General features: G+C 41.0%; 10 protein-coding genes. All 10 read right to left on the bottom strand.

Annotated features, from left to right (window positions below):
• Positions 1-87: 87 nt before the first annotated feature.
• Entirely contained in the window at positions 88-1,527 is a 1,440-nt protein-coding gene (gene tldD, locus EMK97_RS13245; protein WP_130602936.1) for a metalloprotease TldD, read from the bottom strand.
• 40 nt (positions 1,528-1,567) lie between these two features.
• Entirely contained in the window at positions 1,568-2,401 is an 834-nt protein-coding gene (locus tag EMK97_RS13240; RefSeq protein WP_130602934.1) for a carbon-nitrogen hydrolase family protein, read from the bottom strand.
• Positions 2,394-6,443: a YhdP family protein gene (locus EMK97_RS13235; RefSeq protein WP_130602932.1), complete on the bottom strand. Its 4,050-nt coding sequence runs from the start codon at positions 6,441-6,443 to the stop codon at positions 2,394-2,396. Before EMK97_RS13235 ends, EMK97_RS13240 begins: the two co-directional genes overlap by 8 nt.
• A 57-nt stretch (positions 6,444-6,500) precedes the next feature.
• A complete protein-coding gene (gene rng / locus EMK97_RS13230) occupies positions 6,501-7,958 on the bottom strand; it encodes a ribonuclease G (RefSeq protein ID WP_130602930.1) in 1,458 nt (485 codons plus the stop codon).
• Between the two features lie 61 nt (positions 7,959-8,019).
• A complete protein-coding gene (locus EMK97_RS13225; RefSeq protein WP_130604482.1) occupies positions 8,020-8,613 on the bottom strand; it encodes a Maf family protein in 594 nt (197 codons plus the stop codon).
• A 2-nt stretch (positions 8,614-8,615) separates the two neighbouring features.
• Positions 8,616-9,095 (bottom strand): rod shape-determining protein MreD, encoded by a 480-nt coding sequence (gene mreD, locus EMK97_RS13220; protein WP_130602928.1) that lies wholly within the window; start codon positions 9,093-9,095, stop codon positions 8,616-8,618.
• Entirely contained in the window at positions 9,095-9,958 is an 864-nt protein-coding gene (gene mreC / locus EMK97_RS13215) for a rod shape-determining protein MreC (protein WP_130602926.1), read from the bottom strand. Before mreC ends, mreD begins: the two co-directional genes overlap by 1 nt.
• A 177-nt stretch (positions 9,959-10,135) precedes the next feature.
• Positions 10,136-11,179: a rod shape-determining protein gene (locus tag EMK97_RS13210; RefSeq protein ID WP_130602924.1), complete on the bottom strand. Its 1,044-nt coding sequence runs from the start codon at positions 11,177-11,179 to the stop codon at positions 10,136-10,138.
• Positions 11,180-11,404: 225 nt separating this feature from the next.
• Complete coding sequence (locus EMK97_RS13205; protein WP_130602922.1) at positions 11,405-16,189, bottom strand: LamG domain-containing protein; 4,785 nt, start codon at positions 16,187-16,189, stop codon at positions 11,405-11,407.
• Positions 16,189-16,647 (bottom strand): pilus assembly PilX N-terminal domain-containing protein, encoded by a 459-nt coding sequence (locus tag EMK97_RS13200; RefSeq protein WP_130602920.1) that lies wholly within the window; start codon positions 16,645-16,647, stop codon positions 16,189-16,191. The genes EMK97_RS13205 and EMK97_RS13200 overlap by 1 nt, the downstream gene beginning before the upstream one ends.
• Between the last annotated feature and the right edge of the window lie 62 nt (positions 16,648-16,709).

Genomic DNA, 16,709 nt, shown 5'->3' with positions numbered 1-16,709 from the left:
AGATCAATAGAATTATTGGTGCTTATTTATCGTGTTATTTATATCTCTTTGACTTTCAATATCTTAGCAAATAAGAAAACTTTTACTTTATTGAGTACCACCAACGGTCATTTCATCTACTTTTAATGTTGGCTGACCAACACCAACTGGTACACTTTGCCCATCTTTACCGCAAACACCCACACCAGCATCAAGTTTAAGATCATTACCGACCATGCTTACCTTCTTCATGGCATCGGGACCACTACCAATTAACGTCGCGCCTTTAACTGGTGAAGTAATTTCACCATTTTCAATCAAATAAGCCTCTGAGCTAGTAAACACAAACTTACCTGAGGTAATGTCAACCTGACCGCCAGCAAAATTAGGCGCATAAATGCCCTTTTTCACTGACTTAATAATATCTTCAGGGCTAGACTCGCCTGCCAACATATAGGTGTTTGTCATTCGCGGCATAGGCAAATGCGCATACGACTCACGTCGGCCATTACCTGTTGGCTTCACTCCCATTAGGGCGGCGTTTTGCTTATCTTGCATATAGCCTTTTAGAATACCTTTCTCGATCAGAACATTGTATTGACCCGGCGTACCTTCATCATCAATAGAGATTGAACCACGTTTATTGGCTAAAGTACCATCATCTACTATAGTACAAAGCTCTGATGTTACCTGCTGCCCTACTTTACCCGAGAACGCTGATGAGCCTTTGCGGTTAAAGTCACCTTCTAAACCATGGCCTACCGCTTCATGTAATAATACCCCCGGCCAACCTGCACCTAATACCACAGGGAAAGTTCCCGCTGGCGCATCAATCGCCACAAGGTTCACTAAAGCTTGGCGCACAGCCTCTTCAGCAAACGCTAAATAACGAGCTTTGTCGTTTTCAACTTCAAAGAAATAGCTGTAATCAGTTCGAGCACCACCGCCAGAACTAGCACGTTCACGCTTGCCATTTTCTTCCACTAATACTGAGCAATTCAATCTAACCAAAGGCCGAATATCTGTGGCAAACGTGCCATCTGATGCTGCAACTAATATTTTTTCATAGACGCCAGATAAACTGACAATAACTTGTTTAACCCGCTTATCTACGCTGCGAGCATGCGCCTCTACTTCATGCAGTAATGCTATTTTTTGCTCTTGGCTTAAGCTGCCTAATGGTTCAACTGATTGATACACTTGTATTGGCGAGGTACGTGAAAAGGCTTTTACCTTAGCACCTTCACCACTATCTGCTATACCTTTAGCAGCATCTGCGGCTTTTTGCAGTGCTTGCTCGGAGATATCATCTGAATAAGCAAAACCGGTTTTTTCTGCGGTAATTGCCCGCACACCAACACCACGTTCAATATTGTACGAGCCTTCTTTGACTATGCCATCTTCTAATACCCAAGATTCATGTAAGCTTGACTGAAAGTAAAGATCAGCAAAGTCTACCTTTCTAGTCATCATACTAGCTAAGGTATTTGTTAAAATTTCATCATTAATTTGGCTTTCAGCCAATAGCGATTGCTCGACACTATTCATTTAGTATTAACTCAACTTCTAATAAACAGGCTTAATACAACTAAGCCTTGCCTAACTTTGATTTCAGCGGCATACGTTGACGTATTCGCTCCACTTCTTCTTCTCGATATATACTACTTACTTGGCCTTCACCTTCTTCAAGGCAAGCCAATACTTCTCCCCAAGGGCTAATAATCATTGAGTGCCCCCAAGTTTCCCTGCCATTAGCATGCACACCTTCCTGTGCTGCGGCAATAATATAAGCCTGATTTTCAATGGCTCGCGCTTGCAGTAAGGTTTGCCAATGCGCTTTACCAGTAACACGTGTAAACGCTGCTGGTACTGTAATTATGCGCGCACCTTTTGCTGCCAGCTCTTGATATAAAATAGGAAAACGCACATCAAAACATACAGATAAGCCTATGGTGGCAAATTCAGTTTCTAAAACTTCAACCGACGTCCCCGCTTTGGTAAAACGAGATTCTAAATAGCTTTTCTCGCTATCTTCTACCTCTACATCAAATAGGTGTATTTTATCGTATTGAGCAAGCAGCTCACCGGTAGGCGAAAACACACAACTTGAATTAGTAAACTTATCCGTTTCTTGACAGTAAATAGGGATAGTACCAGCAACCAAATAGACATTAAAACGCTTAGCCAAATCAGAAAGCGATGCTATAAGGCCACTTTCTGCCATATTGGCTTTCGCTAAGGTTAATTGCTCACTATCTTTGCCACCAAAAAATAAACAGCATTCAGGTAAAACCACCAAATGGGTGGTATCAGCTGCCTGCTCCTGAGACTCAGTAAGTAACAGCAGTTGCCGACTAATTTCAGCTAAATTGGCATCAACATCGGGCACTGAGCACATTTGAATGGCGGTTAACTTAACCATGATTTACTTGCTCCGCAGGTATAGTAAAAAGGGTTGCACCATCAAGTAATGGCTCAGTAGACTTATCTGTTTCTATAGCCCCTTCATACTGCTGTAAATGACTCTTTTTCGGCGATTCTTTTTTATCGCCTTGCTGGCTGTCATCGAGTATTTCCGGTGTTTTACTACGACCAACCCTAACCTCTTTAGTCTTACGTTCTACTTGCTGGAAGTTAGGCTCAGAAACGCTACCGGTTAATTCAAATTTAAATTCAGAAACAACTTGTGATTTGATCACCTGATCTATGGCAACCCCCGCCAAAAATGTTACCGGGTTGAGTGTCGCAATCCAGGCTAGCACAGGTAAACTTGAGGTAAGATTAGGCTTATAAGACATTTTATAATCCAAAAGTCCTGTCGATAAATCAGTACTACCTGTCATATCTAAGTTACCAGCAGTACCATTCATTTTAGTTCTATCTGTATAGAGAATACCCTGCTCTATATGATATTCACCCTTAATATCACTGTAGAACATGCCATCACTAAAAATATCTCTAAAGTCTAAAGTTAATTTACGCACTAAAGATTGCAGACTTAAAATAGAGAAAATTCGCGCTTTATCACTAACATCCGCCAAATAGCCATCATCAATACGAACATTAAAAGCACCATATAAAGCTTTCACATCAAAATCATGCGGCCCACCTTGCCAATTTAAGTTAAAGTCTAGCTTGCCGCCACTGTCTCTAATAATTGACTCATAGCCCAATTGGTTTAGTTCATACTCAATATTATCAACCGAAACATCGCCTTGTAGTGCAGTTGTTGAGCTTTGCGCATTCATATGCCAATCACCGGTAAATGCGAGCTGTGCTTGCTCTCTTTGCGCATTAAACTGCTTAATTTGAATTTTTTCCTCGTTAACTCGTTCAATCGCAAGATCCACTTTACCAAAATCTAAGGCATCTATTTGGCAGCGATCACAATGTAGGCGTAGCGGCGGTATATTGGCAAAAACGACTTTATTATCAACCTCAGGTTTAAGATTCGTAGCAGTATCACTCTGACTTTCATCATTTGATAAATCTTGTGAAGTTAAGTGAATAAATTCAGCATTAATATCGAGCCCTTGCTTATGCCAATCAGGATAAAACTTTAACTGGCTTCGGGTCTCTGTCGCATTTAATTGCAGCAACCACCAATCCGTTTTATCCAAGAGGTTAAAGGAAATGTTACTTAGTTGTTGACCAAAAATTTCCATCTGCTCTATGGTGCCACGAATTCGCTCAGGTTTAGCAAATAGTGGCTTATCTAATATCGGCTGTGAGTCATTGTTTGATGCAACACTTGTCGTGCTAGGCTGTGAAACCGTATCGGTAATATCGCTTAACAGTGGTTGCCAATAAGCAAAATCTGCCCTATCGAGTTTGGTGGTAATATGGAAGCCATCCATAGGCAGCAGCATTTCTTCATTACCTAGCACTAAATGAGCACGAGAAAAACTGGTGCTTTCATGATCTAAAATACCAAAAAAGCTTAAATCATCTGCTAATTGAGCGGTAATTTTTGACTGTGCTAATTGCCCTGTTACTTCAACCTGAAACGGCTTAGTTTGCTCAGCTGTTTTGCCATAAGGGGCTGGTAGATTTAACTTGGTATTTTCAAACTGCGAACTTAAGTCAAACTGATATGAAAAACCTCCTTGGTGGTGCTGATGTAGTGATAATGCCCCCTGCCATGGTAATTCGCCGTCGGCATATTTTTTCAGTAAAGGAGGAACATGGGCTTGCCAGTCATCAGCTTGCCAATTCGCTGTTATTTGAATATCTGTATCGTAATAAGCTTCTTTATTAATGCCGTTAACCACAAGTTCAAGCGGTAAATCATGCCAAGTAAGCTGCAAATCTTGTGTGCTAATTTTATCATTGGCAAAGCTTAAACTGCCGTTTACCTTGCTAAAGTCCATACGCGGTGCTTGCAGTGCCACATCATTATCGGCGAAATGTATCACACCGCTTGCCAATACTTGCTCGGCATCATTTAACGGTAAGTTCAAATCAAACTTACCTGACACATCACCGGCAATTTGCAGCTGATCTAACACGCTACCGACACTATCTTTAAGCGGGCTAGCTAGCATAAGATCATGCACTAAATTAGCGCCTGACGGTTTTATATCTGCGGCAACCGTGAGTATTTGCTCATTACCTAAATCATCTATGGCAGCTCGTACACCAGTGACATCTAAGCCAGAAAGCTCACCAGCTCGGCCTGTTATCAACATAGAGTTATTGGTAAAGTTTAAGTTAGCGTCAAACTGAGTAATGGCCGGCCAATCACTGGCAAACTTAAATGTGCTATCGGTTAATTCAGCATCAACAACAAAAATACCGCTGCCATCAGTAAATGGAAAATGCGATAAAGGACCATTAACCAAGACTGCCGCTTGCTCAATGTTCCCTGAAACTAAAGCCTCATTTAAATAGCCAACTAAATCATCACTCATTAAATTTAGTGGATAATAATGCCCAGCTAAAGCGGCATTACCGCGAGTAATATCTGCCAGTAACGCCATAGTTGTTTCACCTTCAACAGGTGCGTCTACTTTCACTTGCGCAGCAAAGCTTAATTCTGTTGAAACAATATCTAAGGCATCAACACGAAGTTGCCAGCCCTGGTCATTAAAAGCAACATCCAACGTTGACGATAACGATTGATACTGAATTGGCGCAACAAAAATATCACTAAAATCAAGCGCACCATTTTCGCCATTAACGGCAACAAACAACTGCTGTTGGTTATAACTTAACTTACCCGACAGGTTACTCATGCCAGGTATGCCATTGCTATAATCGTTAGAGGCTTGGCTAAAGTCGGCTAAAAACTGCAAGTCACCATCAGCATAATTAACATAAGTATCATTTAGTTGCCCCGTTAAGGCTAACTGCGTTAGCATTTTCCTTTGTTCGGGCTTACTAGTGAATAAAGGTGAAAGCTGGCCAACAAACGCCAAATCAATTGCAGAGAGATAAGCACTATAGTCACTGGCCTTTTTGCTTAGCATCACTTTAAGCTTTTGCTCTGGTTGCTCATTAAACTGTAACGATAGAGGGGTTGAAAATAACTTAAGACTTTGCTCCTCTCTGCCTTTAACCAGCAGCAACTGCCCTTGGCCTAGCTTCAAACTCTGCGATTCTTGCTCAACTTGCCAGTGAATACTGTTCTCGGGCAACTCAACTTGTAATCTATCAATGGCACTATCAGTGACATTTAACCAAGCGGCAAAACTAATATCAGACTTAGTTTTATCATTATCTATTGCTAAAACACTATCTAACCACGGCGTTATATCTAAATGATTTGCTTGCAAATATACTTGCCCTGATAGCTCATCACTTTGACCACCATGCAGGTTTATTTTTAACTGGATATTATTTGAACTTAAACCATTAACAACTACGCTACCTTGCGCTTGGTGTAAGTCGCCCGTGTTTAACCAATTCAAGGTATTAATATGAAATTTACGTGCTAACTGTTTGTTTCGAACTACGATTTGACTGTTTAAAATTGAAAATTCATTTAAGCGATTCAAAAATAAATTAACTATGCTATCAAAGCTTTCTGCTTGGTTCACTGTAGCGCTTGTCGCAGCAGAGCTAACCTCAGCATCACTTTGCCATAGTGCTTGTTCCACATTAACTTTGGCACCTGTAATGATCAAGTTACTGGTCACTAAGCGTTGCTTAGTTAACGAGCCCCAAAAATCAATTTTAGTTTCTAATTCTTGGATAGAGACTGACGCTTGCTCTGTTTCAAGTAAGATGACATCTTTAGCCACTAAACTAGGGCCAAATCGTTGCCATGTCATAGACAAGGAACCAATCTGGACATTGGTGCCGTTACGGCTATTGACATAGTTTTGCAAGTCGCTGCGATAATTCTCTACATAAGGTAGAAGTAAACGAAAAGCACTGAGCATCACAGCAACCATAACCAAGAATATGGCTATGGTTTTATAAAGGCGATTAAGCCATTTATTTGATACGCTGCTAATACTCATAATTACTTGCTATAAAAACCTTACTTTAATTAGATAAACTTTAACGTCATTGATTCATTACATCATGACAACATCAAATTGCTCTTGGCTATACATGGGCTCAGTTTGTACTTTAATCAGCTTGCCAATAAATACTTCCACTTCACCTAAATTATGATACTCATCGTTCACTAAAAATTCACTGACCGCAGGCGATGCATAAACAATAAATTTATCCGCGTCATGGGCACGATTAACACGCACAATTTCTCTTAAAATTTCAAAACAAACGGTTTCTACTGTTTTTAAATTACCTCGACCCGTACACACAGGACACTCATCACACAATACATGCTCTAAGCTTTCACGAGTACGCTTTCGGGTCATTTCTACTAACCCTAATGACGAAAAGCCTTGGATACTATATTTAACCTTATCCTTACTCATCGCCATATCTAAGCTATGCAACACGCGCCTTTTATGATCATCGTTATGCATATCAATAAAGTCAACAATGATGATGCCACCAAGATTGCGCAACCTTAGTTGCCTTGCAATAGCCTGTGTTGCTTCAATATTGGTACTAAAAATAGTGTCTTCTAAATTGCGATGACCAACAAAGGCGCCAGTATTAATATCTATGGTAGTCATGGCTTCAGTTTGATCAATAATAAGATAACCGCCTGACTTTAATTCTATTTTTCTATGCAGTGCTCGCTGAATTTCTCGCTCAACGGAGAACAAATCGAAAATGGGTCGCTCACCCGGGTAATATTCTAATAACGGCGTTAATTCTGGTACAAACTCTTGCGTGAACTCACTTAATTGATCATAAGTTAATTTAGAATCAACGCGAATACGCTCTAATTCAATACCAACAAAATCACGTAGCACTCGTGATGACAAAGGTAAGTCTTGATATAAGGGTAACTTGGTTTGTTTGCGCAGTTTACGCGCTAACACCTTTTTCCACACTCGGCGTAAAAACTCAGCGTCATGTTTTAACTCTATTTCACCTGCGCCCTCACCAGCAGTACGGACAATAAAGCCCTGCTCTTCGTCACAATATGGGCTAACAATTGTTTTAAGTCGTTTGCGTTCTTCAATATCTTCAATACGCTGTGATATACCAGCATGGGTGGCATTAGGCATAAGCACTAAATAGCGTGACGCTATGGTAATATCTGTCGTTAAACGGGCACCTTTTGAACCTAAAGGATCTTTAACCACCTGCACCATGAGATACTGACCTTCATGAACTAAGGAGCGAATATCCGGCGCTTGCTCAGTTTCTTCATTTAAAATCAGTTTGGTATTGATATCAGATGCATGTAAGAAGGCGGCTTTATCTAAATTAATATCAACAAAAGCGGCCTGCATACCAGGTAAAACACGAATGACTTTACCTAAGTAAATATTACCCACAATACCGCGCTTAGCTTCTCGCTCGATATGCACTTCTTGTAATGAGCCATTTTCTATTAAAGCAACACGCGTTTCGCTTGGGGTCACATTAATTAATAATTCTGCCGTCATTTGCTTTACCTATAGCTCGTCTAATAAGAAACACGTTTCAACTAGCGAATACATTATTTGATTAATTTATCGGCATTTGTGCCGTTAAGCCTGCTTGCGTTAACAATGCTTTGGTTTCTACCAAAGGTAAGCCAACAACAGATGAATAACTTCCCGAAATAGATGTTATAAACTGTCCCGCCAACCCTTGAATAGCATAAGAGCCGGCCTTATCTTGCGGCTCGCCTGTTTGCCAGTATCGCTGCATTTCTGCCAATGTTAGCGTTCTAAAAGTCACTTCTGTGCTCACTAACTTAGCTACCGTTAGCCCGTCAGCAACTAGAGCAACCGCAGTTAATACCTGATGTGTTTTACCTGACAACAAGGTCAAGGTGGCAATACAGTCTGCTTCATCTTTAGGTTTGCCGAGTATTTTTCCTTGGCAAACCACACAAGTATCAGAGCCTATAACTAAACTATCGCTTGATTGCGACAGTAAAGCAAAGCAATGTTGCGCTTTTTGTGTTGCTAAACGTTGCACATAATCTGCCGGAATTTCATTTGCTAACGGCGATTCATCAATATCAGCCGCTAACACATCAAATTCATAACCAAGCTGACTCAAGAAAGCTTGTCTTCTTGGCGACTGCGATGCCAATACTAGTTTTTTACTCATCATTACTTAATCTTAAAGTGGCGGCGAACACGACGTAACAATAAAAATACCCAAGGCCACAAAATAACACTAGTGATCACAGGGTAAAGATAACTGGTTAAAAACACCGCGTCTGTTAAAAAACGTTGCAGCCAAAATACTAATAAATGATAAAGCGCCGCTAAAACACCAATAATCAGCGCTTGCTGCCATACGGAAAAATTACGGATTTTCTGGAAGTTAACGACAACAATATAAACAGAGAGCGCCATTGCTGCAGCATGTACACCTAATACCGAGCCCAATAACACATCGAGAATAAAGCCCATAAACCAAGCCGTGATAATATTGATTTTATTAGGCAGAGCTAAGCACCAATACACTAAAACAATCAAAACCCAATCAGGTCTAAAGGCATCAACACTCAGTGGCATAGGCATAATACTTGCCATCAGTGCTATCAATAAGGTAAAAACAATAATGATACCGTTATGAGAAAACACTATTTACCTCCCGCTGCTGATTTGGGAGAAAAAATGCTGCTGGGCTCTTCTTTTGAGAGTAGCAATAAATAACGTAAGCGATCTATTTGCGCCACAGGACGAGAATAAACTTTAACAAACTCACGGGTTTCATCATCACTGACATGAGTTACTCTGGCAACCGGATAACCTTCAGGATATTTACCGCCAAGTCCCGAAGTAACAAGTAAGTCACCTTCTTGGATATCTGCGCTATGTGGAACAAAATTGTGCGTTAATAAATCAATTCTACCTGTACCTGAGGCCACCATGCGCAAACCATTTCGTTCCACACGAACGGGCACGGCGTGCGTAACATCAGTCATTAAAATTACGCGTGAACTGCGGGCACCGACATGAAGTATTTGGCCGACTATGCCCTGCTCATCTAACACAGGCTGCCCTTCATAAACACCATCACTGGCACCGCGATTAATTAATACTTGATGAGTATAAGGATCACTGTCTACCGATAAAATTTCAGCAAACATTTTCTTAATGTCAGGACGGATTGGCGATGCTAATAAAGCACGAAGTCGAGCATTTTCTTGCTTGATAATATCAAGCTGCATACCTTGTTCGTGAAACACCAACTCATTTTTACGATAGGCTTCATTTTCCGCCATTAATTGTCGGCGAGTTACAATATTTTCTGCTGCCCAAGAAAGCATTTGCTTAGGTGCATTTGCCATATACTGCAGCGGGCTCACCAGTGATTGCAAATAACCACGCACGACATCAAAGCTCGACATTTTGTGATCAAAAAATATCAAAGCCGCAGAACAACACAGCACCAAGATAAGTCGGTGCTGTGGTGATGGTCCATGTTTAAAAATTGGATTCATAGGAGAACTAGAATGGCCGTTTGTCAGTTAAGTACCTAAAATAAAATACATTATCTAAACTGCTAAATTTTCAAAGTTATTCAGTTCTAGTACGAGGCAAAGGCACGGAGTTGGCTTTTGCCAATGAGTACCTTTAACGAAGTAATAGAGCTAAATAACAAAGAAAATTTATAGTTTTTATTCGTAGGAGAACAAATCTCCCCCATGCATATCAATCATTTCTAGCGCTTTACCACCGCCACGTGCCACACAGGTTAATGGATCTTCAGCAACAACAACTGGAATACCTGTTTCTTCCATTAATAAACGATCTAAATCTTTAAGTAGTGCACCACCACCGGTAAGCACCATACCGCGCTCAGAAATATCTGACGCCAGCTCAGGTGGCGATTGCTCTAAGGCAACCATAATGGCACTAACAATACCTGTTAATGGCTCTTGTAATGCTTCTAAAATTTCATTGCTGTTTAGTGTAAAGCTGCGCGGTACACCTTCCGCTAAGTTACGGCCACGTACTTCAATTTCAATTAATTCTTCACCTGGGTAAGCGGAACCAATTTCATGCTTAATACGCTCAGCGGTCGCTTCACCAATAAGGCTACCAAAGTTACGACGTACATAGTTGATGATAGCTTCATCAAACTTATCACCACCAATGCGTACCGATGATGAATACACCACACCGTTAAGTGAAATAATGCCTACTTCAGTAGTACCACCACCAATATCAACAACCATAGAGCCCGTTGCTTCTGATACTGGCATACCTGCACCGATTGCCGCCGCCATTGGCTCATCAATTAAGTAAACTTCACGAGCACCAGCGCCCATGGCTGATTCTCTAATGGCACGACGTTCAACTTGTGTAGAACCACAAGGAACACATACTAATACACGTGGACTTGGACGTAAAAAATTATTACTGTGCACTTGTTTAATAAAGTGCTGAAGCATTTTTTCAGTAACAAAAAAGTTAGCTATAACACCATCTTTCATTGGGCGAATGGCTTCAATATTACCCGGCGTACGACCCAACATTTGCTTTGCAGCAACACCAACAGCAGCAACACTTTTAGAGCCACCTGAGCGGTCTTGACGAATAGCTACTACAGAGGGTTCGTTCAATACTATGCCTTGTTCTTTGACATAAATAAGAGTGTTTGCAGTTCCTAAATCGATGGATAAGTCGTTAGAAAACATGCCGCGTAATTTTTTAAACATAGGGTCGAAATATCCTTAAAAATGGCCAATTAAGTAGTGATAGCAATAAAGCAAATCACAGATCGAACAATCATACCTTAGTATTAGGCTAATGTGTTGCTTTTTTTATAAGAAATCCGCCAAGAGATAAGGAAAATGAGGAAATTTTGTCAGTAAAAATTTCAGTTGATAAAAAAGGCAACTTTTCAGTGCAAAATTGCCTTATCGTTTGAAAGTACCAAGAAATTATCGGCTCACTTCTCGCTGATAAATAATGCGATCATTACCACGATAAGTTCCAAAAGTGGCAATTGCCCATGGGTTTTCGGTAAAGCTTCCATTACCGCTCCAATCAAACTTGAGCCAGTCATAAATATTATAATTAACCCGTACTTGACCCGTATTGCCGGCACCTGGCGCTTTAATGACAATAGCACGGGTTAAGCCATTAGGAGGGTCAAGCACTTCAACAAAATTACCAGTGACTGCTTCTATATCGCTAGCACTAATACCAGGTTCATTTGGAAGACCATAGCTGACATTAGCACTGTTATACTGACTGCAACTATCGGTATCTGCTAGTAAATAATTACCATCCTTAAAATATTCAACAGACAATTCTTGCGGTAAAGGAGAGGTCTCTGGGCCATAGCTGTTGGCCAGGTTTGCTCTGCCAAAGCGCACTTCGACCCCTGTTGGCTCTAGGGTTAATACCGGAACAGCTGGATTCTCAGGCACAACCCCATCTTCATCTGTAATCGCATTAACCAATAAATCAATATCTGACGTAATTAAGTTTCGTTGTGCATTTAGTACATGCTCATAAAAATAATTATCTTCATCTTTATAGGTTACGGTTATCACGCCCTCGGCTTCATTTTCCTGTAAATATTTGGTAGAAATTTTATTAATATTAGCTTCAATAGCTAATTGATTGCCTAAGCTACCGAGATTGTTAACAATATCGCTATCCAAAGTAGGGGTCACGCGTTCAATACTTGTTTCCACAAGCTTCATAAAAGCGCCAGTGTAGTTTTGCGTGACATTAGCACCGTTCTTTGACATAGCCGTAATGGTAAAACTAGGATTATCATTAATACCATTTCCATAACGAATAGCACCGATACTATTATCACTTTGCTGCTTCTGGCCTACATAAGCAAATGGCAGAGTTGGAGGATTGATATCGCAATAAACGGCGAGTGCACCATCATTCTGTGCTAAATCAAAATAGGCAGGAATAAAACGGCCAACATTTTGTACTTCACCAAATACATTACCTGCGCCAAGGTAATCACCACTATTAGAACCAACACCTTCAATTTCAGTGTTTAATTGAATGATACCGACTTCACTGTAATTAAAATCATTGGTGACAACACTATTGGCGAATGTGTTCGATTGCTCTGCGGTTAATATTCCCTGCTGTCCACCCAAGGGTAATTGTAATGTGTGAGTGGTAGTTAACGATTTAGCATCAAAGTGATTAGCAGTGGCGTTGCCTGTAACGGCAGTTAAATCATCAGGAATGCCATTATTATCAGTATCCTGACCATTTGCCCACTGTACTGCAGTTGCTGTCATCTTAAAGGTATCACCAGCGACTTTAAATTTACTACCATCTGGATCTAGTGCATATGCATCACCCGCATTGCTATCAGCAGAAAAGTCCAACTTAAAAGCAAAAGGCTTTTCAACAAAAGCATTGGAAGATGTCTGTAAATTAAGCGTTTCTTTATTTCCTTGCGAATCTTCTACCTCAACTAGCTTTTGAGCATTCAAAATTAATTTGCCTGCATCAGGGTAAGTTAATGAAAAATAGGCTGTTGAGTCAGCAGAAAATCGTAAACTATGTGAAGCTGCAGTCTGAGTAAGCAGCTTATCTGCGCCATTGTTGGTTAGCGTTAAATTACTAGAGCAGGCGCTACTGTCACCGTGACAGGTATAAGACAAGTTCACAGGTACATCAGCACCATCTGGAAATAGCCCAACACAAGCCCCGGTTGAATCATCTGTTTTTACCGCTTTCAGATACAAGTCTCTTGCATTGTAACCAGTATCGGATGGCTTACCAGATATTTGGTGTGGAATACCATCACCTAAGGCATTATTGATAACAAAACCAGCATCTCTAAAATCTACATTACAGGGGGAAGTAGTCGAGTTTCGACACGAATAGGCCTGACTTAAGCTTAACGCGGCATTACCCGCTGTAGTATGAACATAGTCTGTAGTTACACTACCACCTGAGAAGGTAATATTGCCCTTACTGGTATTGTTAACTAACAGCTCTACGGTAAATTCATCGGTATTTAACGTACTACAACTTGCATCCGCACATGCCCTGATAACAATATTATCCGCTTCACAAGTTAAGCCTTGCTCATCTAAGGTGTCAATTTCAAAGTGATCTATATAAATAGTACACGGATGCGTGTCTTGATAAACCGCATTCGTTTCTCCTGAATTAAGGGCATAGTCATAGATGCGTACTTCATCAATACGACCATGAAAATATCGACCAGGGTGGAATTGATCTTGACCTATCTGGATTGGGTCATTGTTAAGCACTAAGCTACCCGAGTAAGTTCGCGCGCCCCTATCAACACCATTAACATAAATAACTTGCTGACCATCTTGATACGTAATCGCTATGTGATACCAATTACCTGGGGTGATATTGGCGCCACTGCTAGTATATGAATTGGTTTGCCACCACCAGTTAATTTCCCCTTGTGGGGTAAGATGAAATTCATAATTTTCATCTTTAGACAAAATGGTCATAAGATCTGAGCTAGGTAAACTCTCAGGGTATACCCATGCGGAAACAGTTAACTGCTCTTCTAAATCAAAAGCAGGATCATCAGCAATGGCGACATAGTCATCAATGCCATCAAAAACACCATAACCACAAGTACCCGGATTCCCCACTCTGGCTGGTTCACTGCTTTGGGTATTCGCGCCATTAAATGCCTGCCCATGGAAATTAGCAATTTGATCTAGCACTTCACCACTAGCACCCGACCAATTTATTTCGTCCATGCGCCACTCAGCAATAAGGTTCTTTTCACAGCCAGTATCATCATCACGATCCGCTTGAATTTCTGCTTGCGAAAGCACGCGATTATAAATGCGTACTTCATCATAATTGCCAAATGAAGAATAAGGTGAAGCAATATTTGAATTGCCTGCTTGGGTATAGTCAGAAGAGTTGTCACCAAAAACAATCGGCAGTAACTCCCCCATAGCGCCATTGGTATTACGGGTTTGTTGACTCACCAAGTTGCCATCAACATAAATGGCAAAGCTATTATTAACGTAATCCCAAGTTACCGTAAGGTAATACCAAATATCGGCGCTGCGATTATAATTAAGCGGCTCTATAATGTTAAAGTCACTATCAACAGAGTCTTCAAAAGCAAACTTCAAGCGGCCATCTTGCTGAATTTCAAAAACAAAATATTTATCAGTTTGGTTGCTGCCTGCGCTGGCGTCAAACAATACCCGCTCTTGCCCCTGATCCCAATCTATACGGCTTTGGAACCAAAAACTAATGGTGCCCTGTAAGCCGATATTGTCATTAACATCTAGCGGCGACCTAAAAGAATCGGTAATAGCGTTCGAGTCATTCCAGCTCTCGCTTTCAAAACCGCGACAATATTTACCATCTGGGGTTGATAAACCACCAAAGAGGTTTGCTGCATGGTTATCTAAGCCACTAGTATCATCAATTTGTGTTGAAAAATCAGTTTGCTCAAATTTATACAGAGCTAATAGCGACTGACAAACAACCGGCGCTCTCGCTGTGCCATCATAATTATTCTGAGCAAGCTGATTATTGTATAGGGTTTGAATTGCACCTGCCGACAGCACGCCATCAAAGACCATAAATTCATCTAAAGGTGCTCTAAAGCCTTGTGGGCTACTGCTATTAACCTGATCAAAAGAAGTGGCAATATATTTTAAAGTACCCGCAGGCACGCGGTTAACAGAGTCTACCTGCACACCATCTATATAAAGCAATGTTTGTCCGGCGTTGTATACAAGCGTAAGGTGATGCCAGTTATCATCTAAGCTGGCAAAAGAATAGCTACCATTGCTAGCGTTACTGCCATCATATACGCCCCATCGCCAACTATTGCTACGATCTAAATATAATAAATCGCCACCCGATGCCATTGCCCCTAGCACAAAATAATCATTACCTGTTGTCGCGGTTGGCTTTTTAAACCAAGTGCTGACACTATAAGATGATGGCAGCGGTACTGAGGTATCTACATAGTGTTGATCATCAGTGATTTGCGCAAATTTTTCTATTTGCCCAGCATCAGCAGTATTTAAGCCATTCATCGCTGTGCCAGCATAGTTGCCAACAGAGTCAATTACCTCATTAGCAGCGCCAGTATATGAACACTCGTCAAAGTGAAAGTCTAATATTGGCGTGACAGTAGCAGCACCATTATCACACATACCATTAAAATCAGCGGCAGCTATTGCATCATCATCATAATCGATATCAGCACTCGGCGTGGTGCTGAGTGCACCTTCCGCGGCCACCGCGCCATTAATTTCAACCTTACCTGTGATAGTGATTGAGCCAGTTGCATAGATAATGGCATTAATTTCCGTATTGCCACCACTAATTCCACCACTGATAGCCATACTGCCATTAACGATAATGATCAAATCTTCAGGGTTGCCGCCAACGTTAATTTTTGCATTAGTCCAACTAGCGCCATTGGCAATATAGAGCCTAGCTGTAGTTTCAGATACAGGCGTTGAGCTAACGGTAATTATTTGTTGGCTGTACCAGCTTAAATGTTGGCTATCGCCCAAGGGGATATGATCTGGATTCGTTAAATACCAATCTGCACCAGTAAATGGTGGCACATTAATAAATTCAAGCCCTTTATTAGCTAAATTGTCATTAGTAGCTCCTGGGAAAATATCTAAACAAGCCGCTCCATAAGCAAGGTTGGTCAGTATCGATGCGAAAACTACTAAGAAAATACCCACAAAACGAGTTAACATTATAAATTCCTCGCTTCAACTTGTAGTGTACGGGAACTACGGACAATACCGATACTTTCAGAGTCAATAGCACTGCTGCCACAGTCTCCTTGACTAACAAAACGATAATAACTCTCTCCTGGAGCAGGAGTGCTATAAGCTATGCAGGTAACATGAGCCCAGCAGTGCTTCAAGCCATCAACTGCGCTTAAATCGTAACTAAAATCGGCCGGGCATGCCTGTGGGTTTGGCGTATTAAGCGGAAAGGTTTTTTGTAGGTGCGCTTGCATGCCAGCATTGGCCGCCATTAAGGCACGAGTCCCTATCACTTCTTGAGCAATAGTTTCACTACTGGTGGATAATATTTTCACTAAGGCGCTACCAAGAAGCATTAAAACGATCATCACAAACAAAGCTAGCATCAAGGCACTGCCTTGTTGCTTTACTAAAGACTGCTTTTTCGGCTGTAAATACATCATGCTTTACTACTTTTACTATACAAATCAGTGCTATTAATCACTGATATTAAAGGTAACCTTAT

The sequence above is a fragment of the Litorilituus sediminis genome, from assembly GCF_004295665.1.
Lineage (GTDB): Bacteria > Pseudomonadota > Gammaproteobacteria > Enterobacterales > Alteromonadaceae > Colwellia > Colwellia sediminis.
The sequence above is the reverse complement of the archived record's forward strand: the minus strand, read 5'-3'. Positions and strand labels throughout refer to the sequence as shown.

Coding starts and splice junctions, on each gene's coding strand:
- tldD (WP_130602936.1), bottom strand. CDS start 1,527: ATGAATAGTGTCGAGCAATCGCTATTGGCTGAAAGCCAAATTAATGAT.
- EMK97_RS13240 (WP_130602934.1), bottom strand. CDS start 2,401: ATGGTTAAGTTAACCGCCATTCAAATGTGCTCAGTGCCCGATGTTGAT.
- EMK97_RS13235 (WP_130602932.1), bottom strand. CDS start 6,443: ATGAGTATTAGCAGCGTATCAAATAAATGGCTTAATCGCCTTTATAAA.
- rng (WP_130602930.1), bottom strand. CDS start 7,958: ATGACGGCAGAATTATTAATTAATGTGACCCCAAGCGAAACGCGTGTT.
- EMK97_RS13225 (WP_130604482.1), bottom strand. CDS start 8,613: ATGAGTAAAAAACTAGTATTGGCATCGCAGTCGCCAAGAAGACAAGCT.
- mreC (WP_130602926.1), bottom strand. CDS start 9,958: ATGAATCCAATTTTTAAACATGGACCATCACCACAGCACCGACTTATC.
- EMK97_RS13210 (WP_130602924.1), bottom strand. CDS start 11,179: ATGTTTAAAAAATTACGCGGCATGTTTTCTAACGACTTATCCATCGAT.
- EMK97_RS13205 (WP_130602922.1), bottom strand. CDS start 16,189: ATGTTAACTCGTTTTGTGGGTATTTTCTTAGTAGTTTTCGCATCGATA.
- EMK97_RS13200 (WP_130602920.1), bottom strand. CDS start 16,647: ATGATGTATTTACAGCCGAAAAAGCAGTCTTTAGTAAAGCAACAAGGC.